The sequence below is a fragment of the Aeromonas sp. MR19 genome (assembly GCF_963899305.1).
GTDB classification, from domain to species: domain Bacteria; phylum Pseudomonadota; class Gammaproteobacteria; order Enterobacterales; family Aeromonadaceae; genus Aeromonas; species Aeromonas bestiarum.
In genome coordinates this window covers 199690-215619 of record NZ_CAWQWZ010000021.1, presented here as the reverse complement: position 1 = coordinate 215619, position 15930 = coordinate 199690, and the positions used below count along the sequence as shown (strand labels likewise).

The window sequence follows — 15930 nt, the reverse complement described above, 5'->3', positions numbered from 1 at the left end:
ATGCAAAACCGTGGGTCATGCCACGGTTTTTTCTTTTGGCCCTGATCAACGCGCAGGCAAAGATGCACTATCAACTCATTTCACAGCAAGCCGAACTGGAACAGTATCTCGCTTCCCTGGCCGACGTTCCCCTGGCCATAGATACTGAATTCGTTCGCACCCGCACCTATTACCCCCAACTGGGCCTGTTCCAGATCTATGATGGCGAGCACCTGGCCCTGCTGGATCCCCTGGCCCTGGATCTCACCCCTCTCTGGCAACGGCTTGGCCGGGCAGGGCAGATCGCCATATTGCACGCCTCCGGCGAAGATCTGGAGCTGATCCAGCACGAGGCCGGCCATCTGCCCAATCAGATGCACGACACCCAGCTGGCGACTGCCTTCCTGGGGCACGGCGTCTCGGTGGGCTTCGGCGCCCTGGTCAAGGAGTTCCTCGGGGTGGAGTTGGAGAAGGATCAGGCCCGTACCGACTGGCTCGCTCGTCCGCTCACCGAGCGTCAGCTCGAATACGCGGCGGCCGATGTGTTCTACCTGATGCCGCTCTACGAGAAGGTGATGGCCCGGCTGCATGAGAGCGGCAAGTTTGCCTGGTTCGAGCAGGAGTGTCAGAACCACTCGGCCCGCAAAACCCAGGGCAGCGATCCCCGTCAGGCCTATCTCGAGATCATCAATGCCTGGCAACTGGGGCGCCGTGAACTGGCCATACTGCGCGAGCTGGCCGCCTGGCGCCAGCAAGAGGCGGTACGGCGGGATCTGGCCCTCAACTTCGTGGTCAAGGAGCTGCACCTGTTCAAGGTGGCGGAGCGCAAACCCACGTCGCTGCGCGATCTCAACGAGCTGGGGCTGGCTCCCATCGAAATCAAGATCCATGGCAAGCGGATGCTGGACATAGTCGCGACGGCCCAGCAGAGCGACCCTGCGAGCTGGCCAGAGCCCATTCGCCGGCTGGTGGATTATCCCCAGTACAAGGCCGAGCTCAAGCGCATCAAGGGAATGGTGGAAGAGAAGGCCAAGGCCAGCAACATTCCGCCGGAACTGGTGGCGAGCAAGAAGATCATTCACCAGTACTTCACCTGGAGCTGGCGCATGAGCGATGAAGAGCGCGCTCGCGCCGACAAGCCCATGCTGCTGCAAGGGTGGCGTCATGAGCTGGTGGGTCACCTGCTGGCACAATAAGCGACACAGTCAACAATGGGCCCGATGGGCCCATTTTTTTATCTGTCTCACTATGCCTCACTGCAGCGGGTAGCGGTAGCGTGCGAGGATCTGCCCATATTCCGGGCTCTGCAGCAGCGCCCGGATGGCCTCATCGAGCCGTTGCAACTGCTGGGGCGTGGTGGTGCGGCGGCTCAGCATCAAATGCACGGGTGTCTGCTGGATAGTGAGCAGTGTGGCCAGCTCATCGAGTGGCATGCCAACGAGGCTCAGCTCCTGCAGCCCCATGGGATCCATGACCACACCCTGGATGCGGCCTGCCAGCAGCAATTTCACCAGCTGGTCCAGCCGCAGCCTGACGAGCAGGCGATCCTTCAGCTGGGGAGATTGCATGAAGGCACGAAAATCCACGCCATAGTCAAAGTCGCGCAGCATGCCTATGGTGAATTCGGTGTGAGGCAGCAGATCGGAGAGCTGGGTTATCCCCTGCCAGCGTGACGTGTCCTGGCGCCGGATGAGCAGCACAGTCTCTTCATTGCGATAGGGAATGGAAAAGCGGACGAACTGTTCACGCTGGGCGGTTTGACTGGCGGACATGGCCAACTGTATGGAGCCGAACTCCAGCTCGCGCAGCACGCGGGCCCAGGGCATCTCGCTGTAACTGGCGTCAAAACCGGCCCGGCTGAAGATGGCCTCCAGCAAGTCGATGTCCAGCCCCTGCAACTGCTGCTGTTCATCGCGAAAGCTGAACGGATGCCAGCTTGACCAGCCCACGACCAGTGACTCCTGAGCCCAGGCGGTGCAACACAGACACCATAACAACAAGACTCTGTACACGGATCTGTCTCTGTTCAGCGTGGTTGTTGTTGATTATTGGATAGAAACGGCAGGCTAACCAGCCCGGAAGCGAGGATGCACGAATGTGCATCCCTCAGAGTTCGTGGGCGTGGAATCCCTTGCGATAGCGGGCTTCGCAGCGCGGGCAGCGTTGCAGGGTCGGATCCTGTTCGAGCTGCTCGATGGCAAGCGGCTCTTCGCAATCGGAACAGAGGCCATAGAGACCCAGATCCATTTGACAGAGGGCGGCATCGATCCGCTTGAGGCTGGCCACGCTCTGCTCCACCTTGGGCAAGTCGAGGCGACTGGTCAGATCCACCAGCTGATCCCGTTCGCAGTGATCCACTTTTTCCGCCCACTCGTCACGCCGACAGGCTTTGAGCTGACCGATCAACTCATCTCTTACTTGCGCCCAGTCAGTCAGCAGGCGATCACGCCACACGGCCAACCGAGCTTGCGTCATTTCACACACATTAGCCCCCAACAGACGAATTACAAATCCAGGGCAGTATAGGGAGACGACAGGATTATCAAGATGATATGCGTCAAGTAAAGGACGGTTAGATCACAGTTTTCGAGGCTTGCAGCAAGGCTTCCCGGATGGGATCCGTCTCTTTGTGCAGCCGGATGTCGCGAAACAGCAGGTCGGCTTGCGGGTATTCCCGCTTCAGGTAGCTGAACCACTGCTTGATGCGGCTTGGGTAGTAGTCCGCCTTCTCGCTGGCCAGATCCTGCTCCGTGTAGTTCACCATCAGCTGCAGCACCTGGGCCCAGCTCATGTGGGCGCAGCCTGTCTTCATCACGTTGGCCAGGTTGGGCAGGGAGATGGCGCCGCGCCCGACCATGAGGGCATCACAGCCGGAGACGCGGGCACAGGTCAGCGCATCTTGATGATCCCAGATCTCGCCGTTGGCGGTGACCGGGATGGGCAGGGCGCGGCGGATGGCGTCCACATACTCCCAGTGGGCCGGGGCCTTGTAGCCTTCGCGCTTGGTGCGGGCATGCACCGCCAGCTCGTTGGCCCCCGCCTGATAGACGGCCTGGGCGTTCTCCAGGTAGAGATCCTTGTCATCGTATCCGAGGCGGATCTTGGCGCTGACCGGCAGGTGGGCAGGCACAGCCTCCCGTACCGCCTTGACGATGCGGTAGATGGTGTCGGGCTCTTTGAGCAAGACGGCGCCGCCCTTGCTCTTGTTCACCGTGGGGGCGGGGCAGCCGAAGTTGAGATCGACCCCGGGGGAGCCTAGTTCGATGGCGCGCACCGCGTTCTCGGCCAGCCATTCGGGGTGTTGCCCCAGCAGTTGCACCCGTACCGGGGTGCCGGCGCGGGTCTTGCCGCCCTGCTTGAGTTCGGGGCAGAGGCGATAAAACACCTTGGCAGGCAGCAGCTGATCGACCACGCGGATAAATTCGCTGACACAGAGGTCGTAGTCGTTGACGGAGGTGAGTACCTCCCGCATCAGGTGATCCAGCACCCCCTGCATGGGGGCCAAAATAACGCGCATAGCTGCTTCCGAAGACAAGGGGAGAAAAAAGAGCGCAGATTGTAGTGGCAATGGCCGGTCTTGTCAGCCGTCAGCCCACTCGTTGAGCCTAATCAGCCGCCGCTCGCGGGACCGGGCTGTCAGCTTTCGGGCCAACTCTGTTAGGCTAAGCAGAGCTGGATGGAAGAGGAGCGGCCATGAAACGTTGGTGTCTGATGGGATTGGGCTGGTTGGCATTCGTCACCGGCATCATAGGAATCGTGTTGCCGTTGTTGCCGACCACCCCCTTCATGTTGTTGGCGGCGGCGCTGTTTGCCCGCTCGTCCCCCCGTTTTCACCGCTGGCTGCTGGCTCACCCCTGGTTTGGTCCCCCCATCGCCGATTGGCAGCAGTATCGCGGCATTCGCCGCCACGCCCGGCGCAGGGCCATCATCTTCATCCTGCTCTCTTTCTCGGTGTCGCTGGCGGTGGTGCCCCTGCTGTGGGTCAGGCTGCTGCTCATTGCCATAATGGTGATCCTGCTCACCTGGTTAATGCGTCTGCCGGTACTGGAGCCAGTTGCAATGGCGAAGTGAAGTCCCTAAGCTATTGCGGCAATAATGCTATGGAGTCGGCCTGTCATTTTGCGTGACGGGCCTTTTTATTTCCCGCTGGCGGGAATCGAGAAATACGGCCACGCCTGGGCTCAAAAAATAAGCGGTCAAACAATGAATCCGGATACCCTGAAATTTATCGAAGCGAGCATCAAAACCATCCCCGACTATCCGAAGCCGGGCATTCTGTTTCGTGACATCACCAGCCTGATAGAGAACGCGGAGGCCTTCAAGGCCACCATCGATCTGCTGGCTGAGCATTATCGTGATCAAGGGATCACCAAGATCGTCGGCACCGAGGCCCGCGGCTTCATCTTTGGTGCGCCGGTCGCCTTCGCCATGGGCTTGGGGTTTGTGCCTGTGCGCAAGCCGGGCAAGTTGCCCCGCGACGTGATCGAGGAGTCCTATGCCCTCGAATACGGTACCGACACCCTGCAACTGCACACAGATGCCATAGTGCCGGGTGACAAGGTGCTGGTCGTGGACGATCTGCTGGCCACCGGCGGCACCGTCGATGCGACCGTCAAGCTCATCCGCCGTGCAGGTGGTGATGTGGCCGATGCGGCCTTCATCATCTCCCTGCCATCTCTGGGCGGCGATGCGCGCCTGACGGCGGCCGGCATCAAGGTCGTCTCACTGGTCGAACTGGCCGGCGAGTAATCCCCCAGGATGCAACGCAGGCCTCGTCAGCCTGCTGCGTGTCCCGAAACCGGTGCCCCTCCGGGCATCGGTTTGAAATTCAAGCGATCCCTCCCGACCTCGCCGATAGCCGATACAGCCCGCCTGGCATTTGTGTTAGCATTCTGCCTCAATGCCTTGTCATCCCTGCATCGAGACTTATGAGCTATCAGGTTCTGGCGCGTAAATGGCGCCCCCATACGTTTGAACAAGTGGTAGGCCAGCACCATGTGCTGACCGCCTTGACCAACGCCCTGGATCAGGGACGGCTGCATCACGCCTATCTGCTGAGCGGTACCCGTGGGGTTGGCAAGACCACCATAGCCCGCATTCTGGCCAAGAGTCTCAATTGCGAGCAGGGGATCAGCAGCCATCCGTGCGGTGTGTGCGACACCTGCCGCGAGATCGATCAGGGCAATTTTGTCGATCTGCTGGAGATCGATGCGGCGTCCCGCACCAAGGTGGAAGACACCCGCGAGCTGCTCGACAACGTGCAGTACCGGCCGGCCCGTGGCCGCTTCAAGGTCTACCTCATCGATGAGGTGCACATGTTGTCGCGCCACAGCTTCAACGCCCTGCTCAAAACCCTGGAAGAGCCGCCCCCCTATGTGAAGTTCCTGCTGGCCACCACGGATCCGCAGAAGCTGCCCATCACCATCCTTTCCCGCTGCCTGCAGTTCCATCTCAAGAGTCTGGATCAGACCCAGATCGCCAAGCAGCTCGAATGGGTGCTGGATCAGGAGGGGCAACCGTTCGAGCCGCGCGCCCTGCTGGCCCTGGCCAAATCGGCCGATGGCAGCATGCGCGATGCCCTGAGCCTGACCGATCAGGCGCTGGCCCACGGCAATGGCAGCGTACGTCTCGAGAGCGTGCTGGCCATGCTGGGGACGCTGGATCATCGCCACCTTCACCAGTTGCTGGAGGCTATCCTGCGCCAGGATGCCCCGGCGACCATGGCCAAGATCACCGAGATTGCGACCCTGGGGCCCGATTTTGATCAGCTGCACGCCGAGCTGGAAGGGCTGCTCCATCGCATCGCCATGGCCCAGCTGCTGCCTGCCACCGTACAGGAGCAGGGGGCCGATGCCGATGCTCTGTTGCAGCTGGCCCAGGCCATGAGCCCGGAAGAGGTGCAGCTCTGCTACCAGATAGTGCTGGGGGGGCGCAAGGATCTGCCCTGGGCGCCCGATGGCCGCACCGCGCTCGAGATGACTTGCCTGCGCATGCTGGCCTTCTCCCCGCGCCGTGAGGCCGTACATCCGGCCAACCTTGCCGCTTTGCCGCCCGGGCTTGCCGTGGCAGGAAGGACCGCACCGGCCCCGCTGGGAAAGCCACAGGGGGTTGAGCCAGCCCCCGCTTCGGGGGAGCACACCCTTGTGCAGGCCGAGCCTGTCATCCCCTCTGCTGCGGATGAGCAAGAGAGCGCCAGCGACGCGCTGAGTGCGCCGCTGTTTGCCGAGCAGGACGAGTTGCTGCGTGAGGCGCAGCAGATGGGCTATGAGGGATCCTCTGGCGCGAGTGAGCCAATGGCCTCCGTCAGCGAGAATGACCCTGCGATGCAGGATGTCTCATTGGCAGCACCGCCATCCTCCGAGCCTCATATGGAGGCGGCTCCCGTTGCCGAGCAGGAAGCTGCGCCCTCAGCCGCGTCCAGCATGCAGAGCCTGCTAGGCAAGCGCAATTTGCTGCGCAGCCGCCTGCGTGGTGAGCCAGGAGCCACTGCCGTTGCATCTGCACCTCCTCGCGTTGCGCCCACCCGGCCGGTGGCGGCCCCCGAGGCCGGTCCGATCGCGCAGCCGGTTGCGGCGCCCGCATCCACCGCTTGGCAACCTGCCGTCGTGGCGCCAGCCCAGCGTTCAGCGGTAGCGGGTTATGAGGATCTGCCGCCGCTCGATGCCTATGACGACAGTGGCAGCGACTACGAAGAGTATCTGAGCCAGGGCTTTAGCGATGCCGCTGCCAGTGCGCCCATGCCTAACCGGGTGCCGGCGGCCAGCGCTGGACCTGCCTATGGTCAGGCTGCCCCGGCTCAGGTTCCCGCCAGAGCGAGTCCCAACCCGGGCGATCTGCCGCCCTGGGATCTGGACGGTACGCCGGCCGCGAGGGTGCAGGTCGCGCCTGCCGTGCCCAGCCCCAGCGCCGCCCCCGCGACGCCCCGGGTTGCTGCCGCCAGCGAACCACAGCCGGCGGCGGCCTCCGTGATGGAGACCATCGACTGGGATGAGCTGGAGAGCGACAGCCAACCCGAGGAGGGGGAAGAGGTCGCCAGACTGATCCCGTCCTCCTTGCTGGTCAACTGCGGCGATCCCTGGGCCGAGTTGATTGCCCGCACCGGGGTCGGTGGCCGGTTGCGTCAGCTGGCGATCAACTCCGTCATGCGCCAGCAGGGAGACACTGTGCTGCTGACCCTCAAGCCTGAGCAGCGCCACCTCATCAGCGATCGGGCCCGAGCCGATCTGGCCGAGATCATAGGCCCCGAGCTGGGTCAGGCCGTGCAGGTGGAGGTGACCCTGGGCCTGGTGCCCGATCAGGAGACGCCGCTGGAGATAGAGCATCGCCTCTATCTGGGCGTGCGCGAGCAGGTAAGCCGGGATCTGGAGCAGGATCCTAACGTGCAGTTTTTAGTTCAGCGATTCGGCGCCGTGCTCCACCACGAGAGCATAGAGCCGCTCAGCAATTGAATTCGATGTTTAACACCCATGCCGGGCCTTGTGCCCGGTTGAAAAGCGGTTTGCTTGTCCCCATCTAGGACAGACAAACCTACAGCCCGGCGCTGGATGCCGGATTTCAAGACGAGAGACGACATATGTTTGGTAAAGGTGGAATGGGGAACCTGATGAAGCAGGCCCAACAGATGCAAGAGCGCATGCAGAAGATGCAAGAGCAGCTTGCCCAGATGGAAGTGGTCGGCGAAGCCGGTGCTGGCATGGTCAAGGTCACCATGGCCGGCAGCCACAGCGTGCGTCGCATCGAGATCGACCCGAGCCTGATGGAAGATGACAAAGAGATGATCGAAGATCTGGTCGCTGCCGCCGTCAACGATGCCGTTCGTCGTGTGGAAGAGCAGAACAAGACCAAGATGGGCGAACTGACTGGTGGCATGCAACTGCCCCCGGGCATGAAGCTGCCCTTCTAAGGATGTCAATCCAATGCTTCGACAGGGGCGCGGGCTAAGGGCCAGATCGGTCTGATGTTCCCGTGATGTGGCGCAGGGTGGGTGTTTCATTCGTTCCCCATCTGGCATGGCAAGCCCCATCAAGCATGACCAGAACGCAGTTGATGCAGGCACTCTGTATCAGCTGCGTTTTTTTATGCGTGCGTGCCAATCCAGCCCCTGTTGCGGCAGGAGCCATGGCTGCTGCGCAAAAAATGAAGGCGCCCTCGGGCGCCTTCCTGACTTGTGCACGCGCTTGCGCTTCATCACCAGCGTTGCCACCTCGCTTAACTCAGCCAGCCTGCCGCCATGGCCAGCTTGCCGCAGAGTGCGGCCAGCACTATGCCGAGCAGGGTGCGCAGGAACCAGATCACCACCAGCTGGCTCACGCTCACCGGGATCCTGGTGGCCAGGATGCAGGGAATGGAAGCGGAGAAGAAGAGGACAGAGCTGACCGACACCACGGCGGTGACATAGCGCACCAGCAGATCCGCGTCCTTGAGCAGGATGGCGGGCAGGAACATCTCCGCCAAGCCGGCCGAGAGCGATCTGGCGGTCTCCAGTGGCTCGCCCAGATCAAGCAACCAGGTCAGGGGCCAGAGCAGCCAGCCCAGCAGATCGAACAAGGGGGTGTGCTGTGCCAGCAGCAGGCCGAGCAGGCCGACCGACAATATGGTGGGCACCACGGCGGCCGCCATGCTGAGGCCATCTTTGAGGTTGTCCTGCAACTGGCGCAGCACTGGGTCCGCCTGACGGGATTGAGCCAGCCCGGATGCCAGTGCGGCTTGCCAGCGGCGCATGCCGGCTGGCAGTGGCTCATCGGTCTCTCCGTGATGGGCCATGTTGGAGATGGGGGGCACGCGCGCCAGAATGGCGGTGATGACAAAGGTGATCACCAGGGTGGACCAGAAATAGAAGTTCCAGTGTTCCATCAGGTTGAGGGTCTTGGCCACAATGATCATGAAGGCGGCCGACACGGTGGAAAACCCGGTGGCTATGATGACGGCTTCCCGCACAGTGTATTTGCCCGCGAGGAAGACCCGGTTGGTGATGAGCAGACCAACCGAATAGCTGCCAACGAACGAGGCCACCGCATCGATGGCGGAGTGTCCCGGTGTGCGCCATAGCGGGCGCATCACGGGTTGCATCAGTACCCCGATCAGTTCCAGCAGGCCGAAGCCGAGCAGGAAGGTGAGGGCCATGGCACCTATGGGTACTATGAGGCCGACCGACATGGCCAGCTTGTCGAACAGAAAGGGCAGGCGATCCGGGGTCATCAGCCAGACCGGTCCCAGCTCGGCGACATGCATCACTGCCAGCCCAAGACCGAGCAGCTTGAACAGGCTCAGGAGCCGGTCGATGGGACGCGCGCGCCAGCGGCCATCCAGCAGTGGAGTCACGGCCCCATAAGCGATCAGCAACAGGATCAATCCCACCGCCAATGGCCGCTGTGCCATCAGCAAGCCAGCCAGATGATCCACCAGTATGGTGCTGCGTCCCGCCAGCTCGAACGGGATGAAAAAGATGGCGATGCCAAGCAGGCTGGTCAGCAACAGCTTGATGCCGGCACCTGATTTTGTGGGGGCTATGAGTACATTGTCCTGTTCCATACTTCCATTTCTCCTTGTGGTGTGACACCTGCCCGACATCTGACTGAGCTAATTGTATATACAATATCGTTGCTGGCTCATAAATTAAACACAAAATTAACCAACGTGAAACATTGGCGCCTTGAGTCCGGCGTGAGAGGGCGAGCGGATGGCAACGTCGATGGCGAGCTGGGTGCAGGGGAGGCAAAGGGTGGCGGGTGGGATAGCCAGCCTGGCTGGGCAGATGGGCAGCAAAGGGGAGGCTCGCGCTCAGACAAGATGTGGCGCTGTCGTGCGGGCATCGCCAGACCAAGAATAACTAGGCCAGGGGAGGCAGGGGGCGGGAGCTTTATTGGAACCGGGCCGGTCGTCGGGGCCAAAGGGGAAAAAATGCGAGGTTTGTCGTGGGATACTGATCTCGCCGTGACGGGAACCCTGATGATGATAAAAAGATCTATAGCGACAAAAATCATATAAAACATTAACTTGGATTTCAGATTTTCGCTTTCGCTCATCCTTATGTACTTTCATCATTACTATTTATGGATCAGTTATAAAACCTTTGTTCATTTGACTACTTTTCGGGTTTCTCATTGCAGAGTAAGATGCCACTTCAATAAAAATAAGAATTAGGAGTTCGGGTGTGAAGGCATTAGCAAAAGAAAGGGTATCGCCCTATATAAGCCAGTTATATGAGTGCGGTATTAATGACTCTGACATTAAGTTGGTGGTGGATCAGTTCCGCTCCGATGTGTCGGGGAGTTCCTCGCTGTTTCTGTTACGGGATGATGACAAGAGCGACGGGATAAAACTCTTCTCCAGTGGGCTGACGGAGGCCCAGCAGCAGTTCTATGTGCAGCACCATCGCCAGGATGTGTGGTTCAATCACTATCTGGACAAGGGCTGCCAGGGCATAGTCAATGCTACGACACTGTCCAATTCGACCGGGCTGCTGGCCAGTTTCGGCGCCCAGTTTGCAGCCGGGGGCGTCTGCCGGGTGAAGGGGCGGGGCCTTAGCAGCCTGTGCACCTATCGCGGTGCCAGCCAGGATGACTTCAGCGCTCAGGATATCTCCTCGCTGACGGAGGTTTATTCTGGTCTTGCGGCCTGGAGCCACCATTATTGGAACCTGCTGGCCCTGGAAACCCAGAACTATCAGCTGCAGCAACTGGTTAAAAACCATAATAAGCCCAGCGCGATCGTCGATGACAAAGGCCATATCCATTATTCCAATGTGGCCTTCAATCGTATCTCCGATGAGAATGTGGAACTGCGGGCCATCAATGGTATTTTCTCGCTGCAAAATAAGGATCAACAACGCCAGTTCAAGGAGATCCTGAATGGCTTTGCCTACTTGTTGCCGGGGGCGAGCGCTTATATGTCGATTCCCCGCCAGGCCAATTTAAGGCCGCTGCTGATCCAGTGCACCCTGATGAGCGGTCTCAGCCGGTTCGAGCGCTATGTGGAAGTGGTGCTGCGGGATCCCGAGCACTCCTTCAATCCCGACATAGAAGCGCTAGCCAGTCTCTATCCGCTCACCATAGGCGAGAAGGAGCTGCTGGTGCTGATGAGCAAGGGTTACAGCAGCAACGACATCGCCGAGTTGCGCGGTGTCAAGGTAGAAACCGTCCGCTCGACCCTGAAAGGGGTCTTCAAGAAGACCGACTGCCACAGTCAGAACGAGCTGCTGCTGTTGCTACAGTCCATCTCCTGATCCGGTGCGAGCTATGCTTGGAGTGAGCCGGACATAGTGCCCGGCTTGCGCCTCCCGCCCGGGAGGCTGGTTGGGGGAACGCACAATGGAATCACTCAAGGCAAAGGATTACATGCAGACCCGGCCCATCACGTTCAGCGCTGACATGATGGTGCAGTCTGCGGTCGAAAAGTTTCTCAACAGCCACCAACTTGGTGGCCCCGTGGTGGATACGCAAGGCCATCTGATCGGCTGGGTTTCCGAACAGGACTGCATCGCCGTCATGTTGAAAGAAGCCTATCACTGCGAGCAGGTCGCCCAGGTCAAGGATGTGATGCGCAAGGAGGTGCTGGCGGTCGGACCCGACACCAGCATTCTGGAGCTGGCCGAGATGATGATGGGGCAAAAGCCCAAGATCTATCCTGTGGTAGAGGAGGGGCACCTGCTCGGGGTGATCAGCCGTCACGATGTGATGCTGGCGATCCACGCCCAGCTGGGCACCTGTTTCGTACACAAGGCCCGGGCCTGATCGGATTGGGCGCCATGCGTTATCAGGAGCAGGCTGGGTGCCTGCTCTTTTTATTCAGACGCGCCATTCAGATGCTTCTGCCCAGGCGCCCGTTATTCCGGTTTTCATCGCCACCCCCATCGCTTTAAGGCTTGCACCTCTCTTCCTCGCTCTTTAGGATCTCCCGACGCTTGTCGATATGGCCCCTCTGGGCACTCATTTAAGGAATTCGTACCTTGTCTCTCTCTATCGAGGCGCTGCGCCGCCGTCTTTCTGCCTGCATGAATCTCGATGCCCGTCGCCTTTCCAGCCGTCTGCACGGGGTCAAGAAGCTGCCTGAGGGCAAGCAGGCTGCCGTGCTTGAGACCATCGCCGCGGATCTGGATGTTGCACAGGCGCGCTACCAGTCCCGTCTGGCGGGCGTACCCAAGGTGACCTACCCCGCCAACCTGCCGGTCAGCCAGAAGCAGGCGGAGATCGCCAAGGCGATCAGCGAACATCAGGTGGTGATCATCGCCGGCGAAACCGGCTCGGGCAAGACCACCCAGATCCCCAAGATTTGTCTCTCGCTCGGGCGCGGGGTCAAGGGCTTTATCGGCCACACCCAGCCGCGGCGCCTCGCGGCCCGTACCGTGGCGGCCCGCATCGCCGAGGAGATGCAATCCGAACTGGGTCACTACGTGGGCTACAAGGTGCGCTTCACCGATCAGGTGAGCGAGCAGACCCACATCAAGCTGATGACAGACGGTATCCTGCTGGCAGAAATCCAGCACGATCGTATGCTCACCCAGTACGACACCATCATCATCGATGAGGCCCACGAGCGCAGCCTCAACATCGACTTCATCCTGGGCTACCTCAAGCAGCTGCTGCCAAGGCGCCCGGATCTCAAGGTGATCATCACCTCGGCCACCATAGATCCCCAGCGTTTCTCCCGCCATTTCAACAAGGCGCCGGTGATCGAGGTCTCCGGTCGCACCTATCCCGTCGATGTGCGCTATCGCCCCCTCGTCAGTGACAAGAGTGAAGGGCTGGAGGAGCGCGACGAGCTGCAGGGGATCTTCGATGCGGTGGAAGAGCTGGCCCGCGAAGGGCTGGGGGATATCCTCATCTTCATGAACGGCGAGCGGGAAATTCGCGATACCACTGAGGCCCTGCGCAAGCTCAATCTGCGGGATACCGAGGTGCTGCCGCTCTATGCCCGCCTCTCCAACGCCGAGCAGAACAAGGTGTTCCAGCAACATGCCGGCCGGCGCATAGTGCTGGCTACCAACGTGGCGGAAACCTCCCTCACTGTGCCGGGCATCCGCTATGTGATAGACCCGGGTACCGCCCGTATCAGCCGCTACTCCTGGCGAACCAAGGTGCAGCGCCTGCCCATCGAGCCTGTCTCCCAGGCCAGTGCCAACCAGCGCAAGGGGCGTTGCGGCCGGGTGGCGGACGGTATCTGTATCCGTCTCTACTCGGAAGAGGATTTCAACGGCCGCCCCGCCTTTACCGATCCGGAGATCCTGCGCACCAACCTGGCCTCCGTCATCTTGCAGATGCTGGCGCTCGGCCTTGGCAACATGGAGGCCTTCCCCTTCGTCGAGCCGCCGGAATCGCGCCACATCAAGGATGGCCTGAGCCTGCTCAAGGAGCTGGAGGCGGTACGCGAACTGCCTGCCCGTCACGCCGCTGCCCAGCAAGCCGGCCAGGAGCAGGATCTCGAACCCAAGTTGCAGCTGACCGACACAGGTCGCCAGCTGTCGCGCATTCCCCTTGATCCACGTCTGGCTAAGATGGTGATCACGGCGGCGCAAGCCGGCTGCCTGAGCGAAGTCATGGTGATCACCGCCGGCCTCAGCATCCAGGATCCCCGCGAGCGGCCCATGGAGAAGAAGCAGGCCGCCGACGAGCAGCACAGACGCTTCGAGGACAAGGATTCGGACTTCCTCGCCTTCGTCAATCTGTGGAACTACCTGAAAGAGCAACAGGATCTGCTCGGCAGCAACCCGTTCCGCCGCATGTGCCAGAAGGAGTTTCTTTCCTACCTGCGGGTGCGCGAGTGGCAGGATATCCACTTCCAGCTGCGCCAGACGGTGAAGGAGCTGGGCTTCAAGGCCAACCATGAACCGGCGGATTTCAAGACGGTGCACTGTGCCCTGCTGACCGGCCTCCTGAGCCATATCGGCAACAAGGATCTGGAGAAACCCGAGTTTCTCGGCGCCCGCAACGGCCGCTTCCACCTGTTCCCGGCCTCGGGCCTGTTCAAGAAGCCGCCCAAGTGGGTGATGGCCGCCGAACTGGTGGAGACCTCGCGCCTCTACGCCCGGGTCAACGCCAAGATTGAGCCGGAATGGGTGGAGCCGCTGGCGGCGCACCTCATCAAGCTGCACCACAGCGACCCGCACTGGTCGAAGAAAAGTGGCGCCGTCATGGCCAAGGAGAAGGTGACCCTCTATGGCCTGACCCTGGTCAACGAGCGCACCATCAACTTCAGCCGCCTCGATCCGGCCCTGTGTCGCGAGCTGTTTATTCGCCGCGCCCTGGTGGAGGGGGATTTCGAGACCCGTCACCGCTTCTTTGGCGAGAACCGCAAGCTGCTCGCCGAGGTGGAGGCGCTGGAGCACAAGTCGCGACGCCGCGACATCCTGGTGGATGACGAGGACCTGTTCCGCTTCTACGATGCCCGTTTGCCACAGGAGGTGATATCAAGCCGTCACTTCGACAAGTGGTGGAAGGAGGCGCAAAAGCAGGATCCCGAGCAGCTCAACTTCGAGAAAGAAATGCTGATGAAGGGGGATGCGGCCCACATCAGCGATCTCGACTACCCCAACTTCTGGCAGCAGGGGCGACTCAAGCTCAAGTTGAGCTATCAGTTCGAACCGGGGGAGGCGGCGGATGGCGTCACCCTGCACATTCCGTTGCCGCTGCTCAATCAGGTGGAGGTGAAAGGGTTCGAGTGGCTGATCCCCGGGCTGCGCCATGAGCTGCTGGTGGCCCTCATCAAGTCGATGCCAAAGCCGATGCGCAAGAATTTCGTGCCGGCTCCCAACTACGCCGATGCGCTGCTCGCCAGCCTCAACCCAGAGCAGGGGCCGCTGCTGGACGAGATGGAGCGCCAGCTGCGCCGCATGACAGGCGTCTCCGTGCCCCGCGAATCCTGGGATTGGGCATCTGTGCCCGATCACCTGAAACTCACCTTCCGGGTGGTGGACGACAAGCAGAAGAAAGTGGCGGAAGGGAAAGACCTGGAAGCGCTGAAGGAATCCCTGCGCGGCAAGGTGCAGGAGACCCTCTCCCAGGTGGCGGACGATGACATAGAGCAGTCCGGCCTTACCCTGTGGAGTTTCGGCGAGCTGCCCCAGGAGTACAGCCAGAAGCGCGGCGGCTTCGAGGTGAAGGCCTATCCGGCGCTGGTGGATGAGAAGGACTCTGTCTCCATCCAGCTGGTGGAGAGCCCGGTAGCCCAGCAGCAGCTGATGTGGGCGGGCCAGCGCCGGCTGGTGCTGCTCAACGTGCCATCCCCCATCAAGTACCTGCAGGAGAAGCTGCCCAACAAGGCCAAGCTGGGTCTTTACTTCAACCCCTTTGGCAAGGTGGCTGAGCTGATCGATGACTGCATCGCCTGCGGCTGCGACAAGCTCATCGAGCGCCACGGCGGCCTGGCCTGGGACGAGGCGGGGTTCGAGGCACTCAAGGAGTTCGTGCGCGCCGAGCTCAACGATGCCGTGGTGGAAGTGGCCAGCCAGGTGGAAGCCGTGCTGACCCTGTCTCACGAGATCAAGAAGCGGCTCAAGGGCAAGATGCAGCTTGATACCGCCTTTGCCATGTCCGATATCCAGTTGCAGCTGGGCAACCTCATTCACAAGGGCTTCGTGACCGAGACCGGCTGGCAGCGGCTGCCGGACTTGCTGCGCTACCTGCGCGCCATCGAGCGCAGGATGGAGAAGCTGGCCATCGATCCCAACCGGGATCGGGTCTATATGCTCAAGGTGCAGAGCGTGGAGGCCGATTACAAGGCACTGCTCGCCAAGATCCCCAAATCCCAGCTGATCCCGGCTGAGGTGGCCAATATCCGCTGGATGATCGAAGAGCTGCGGGTCTCCTTCTTCGCCCAGAATCTGGGGACCCCCTATCCGGTGTCAGATAAACGGGTGCTTAACGCCATCGCCCAGTGCTAAGCTGCTATCTGTCTGTTTTAACTGCGTGATATAGCTTTATGAGGCGGCGCTGCCAGTCAGGCGGCCCCCTTCAA

The 15930-nt window shown here is 60.9% G+C and carries 12 protein-coding genes; 8 read left to right on the top strand and 4 right to left on the bottom strand.

The features are described 5' to 3' along the window. Positions 1–62 precede the first annotated feature (62 nt). The gene (gene rnd / locus AACQ95_RS13750; RefSeq protein WP_241278778.1) at positions 63–1175 is read left to right on the top strand and encodes a ribonuclease D; all 1113 of its coding nucleotides are present in this window, start codon (positions 63–65) and stop codon (positions 1173–1175) included. Between the two features lie 57 nt (positions 1176–1232). On the opposite strand, the gene AACQ95_RS13745 is transcribed toward rnd, so the two are convergent. From AACQ95_RS13745 to dusC, 3 genes are all read right to left on the bottom strand, one after another. Further along, complete coding sequence (locus tag AACQ95_RS13745) at positions 1233–1991, bottom strand: substrate-binding periplasmic protein (RefSeq protein ID WP_241278777.1); 759 nt, start codon at positions 1989–1991, stop codon at positions 1233–1235. A gap of 94 nt (positions 1992–2085) precedes the next feature. Continuing rightward, a complete protein-coding gene (locus AACQ95_RS13740; RefSeq protein ID WP_241278776.1) occupies positions 2086–2454 on the bottom strand; it encodes a TraR/DksA family transcriptional regulator in 369 nt (122 codons plus the stop codon). A gap of 97 nt (positions 2455–2551) precedes the next feature. Further along, complete coding sequence (gene dusC / locus AACQ95_RS13735; protein WP_241278775.1) at positions 2552–3496, bottom strand: tRNA dihydrouridine(16) synthase DusC; 945 nt, start codon at positions 3494–3496, stop codon at positions 2552–2554. A gap of 176 nt (positions 3497–3672) precedes the next feature. Here dusC and AACQ95_RS13730 point away from each other — a divergent pair, with 176 nt between their 5' ends. The 4 genes from AACQ95_RS13730 (at position 3673) to AACQ95_RS13715 (ending at position 7882) form a co-directional block, all read left to right on the top strand. Continuing rightward, positions 3673–4050, top strand: a complete 378-nt coding sequence (locus AACQ95_RS13730) for a YbaN family protein (RefSeq protein WP_042871295.1) — start codon at positions 3673–3675, stop codon at positions 4048–4050. 132 nt (positions 4051–4182) lie between these two features. After that, entirely contained in the window at positions 4183–4728 is a 546-nt protein-coding gene (apt, locus tag AACQ95_RS13725) for an adenine phosphoribosyltransferase (protein ID WP_043134853.1), read from the top strand. Between the two features lie 179 nt (positions 4729–4907). Beyond that, positions 4908–7427 (top strand): DNA polymerase III subunit gamma/tau, encoded by a 2520-nt coding sequence (dnaX, locus tag AACQ95_RS13720; RefSeq protein ID WP_241278774.1) that lies wholly within the window; start codon positions 4908–4910, stop codon positions 7425–7427. A gap of 125 nt (positions 7428–7552) precedes the next feature. After that, positions 7553–7882: a YbaB/EbfC family nucleoid-associated protein gene (locus AACQ95_RS13715; RefSeq protein WP_042037688.1), complete on the top strand. Its 330-nt coding sequence runs from the start codon at positions 7553–7555 to the stop codon at positions 7880–7882. Between the two features lie 305 nt (positions 7883–8187). Here the strand turns inward: AACQ95_RS13715 and AACQ95_RS13710 are convergent, their stop codons facing one another. Next, on the bottom strand, positions 8188–9510 hold the full coding sequence (locus tag AACQ95_RS13710) for a YjiH family protein (RefSeq protein ID WP_241278773.1): 1323 nt from the start codon (positions 9508–9510) through the stop codon (positions 8188–8190). A gap of 622 nt (positions 9511–10132) precedes the next feature. Here AACQ95_RS13710 and AACQ95_RS13705 point away from each other — a divergent pair. The 3 genes from AACQ95_RS13705 (at position 10133) to hrpA (ending at position 15856) form a co-directional block, all read left to right on the top strand. Further along, complete coding sequence (locus AACQ95_RS13705) at positions 10133–11203, top strand: helix-turn-helix transcriptional regulator (protein ID WP_043134848.1); 1071 nt, start codon at positions 10133–10135, stop codon at positions 11201–11203. A gap of 85 nt (positions 11204–11288) precedes the next feature. Next, positions 11289–11711, top strand: a complete 423-nt coding sequence (locus AACQ95_RS13700) for a CBS domain-containing protein (protein WP_043555667.1) — start codon at positions 11289–11291, stop codon at positions 11709–11711. 215 nt (positions 11712–11926) lie between these two features. Further along, on the top strand, positions 11927–15856 hold the full coding sequence (gene hrpA, locus AACQ95_RS13695; protein WP_241278772.1) for an ATP-dependent RNA helicase HrpA: 3930 nt from the start codon (positions 11927–11929) through the stop codon (positions 15854–15856). The last annotated feature ends 74 nt before the right edge of the window (positions 15857–15930 follow it).

Excerpts from the sequence above, each read along its gene's own strand:
- dusC (WP_241278775.1), bottom strand. The coding sequence starts at position 3,496 with ATGCGCGTTATTTTGGCCCCCATGCAGGGGGTGCTGGATCACCTGATG.
- AACQ95_RS13740 (WP_241278776.1), bottom strand. The coding sequence starts at position 2,454 with ATGACGCAAGCTCGGTTGGCCGTGTGGCGTGATCGCCTGCTGACTGAC.
- AACQ95_RS13700 (WP_043555667.1), top strand. The coding sequence starts at position 11,289 with ATGGAATCACTCAAGGCAAAGGATTACATGCAGACCCGGCCCATCACG.
- dnaX (WP_241278774.1), top strand. The coding sequence starts at position 4,908 with ATGAGCTATCAGGTTCTGGCGCGTAAATGGCGCCCCCATACGTTTGAA.
- apt (WP_043134853.1), top strand. The coding sequence starts at position 4,183 with ATGAATCCGGATACCCTGAAATTTATCGAAGCGAGCATCAAAACCATC.
- rnd (WP_241278778.1), top strand. The coding sequence starts at position 63 with ATGCACTATCAACTCATTTCACAGCAAGCCGAACTGGAACAGTATCTC.
- AACQ95_RS13710 (WP_241278773.1), bottom strand. The coding sequence starts at position 9,510 with ATGGAACAGGACAATGTACTCATAGCCCCCACAAAATCAGGTGCCGGC.
- AACQ95_RS13730 (WP_042871295.1), top strand. The coding sequence starts at position 3,673 with ATGAAACGTTGGTGTCTGATGGGATTGGGCTGGTTGGCATTCGTCACC.
- AACQ95_RS13715 (WP_042037688.1), top strand. The coding sequence starts at position 7,553 with ATGTTTGGTAAAGGTGGAATGGGGAACCTGATGAAGCAGGCCCAACAG.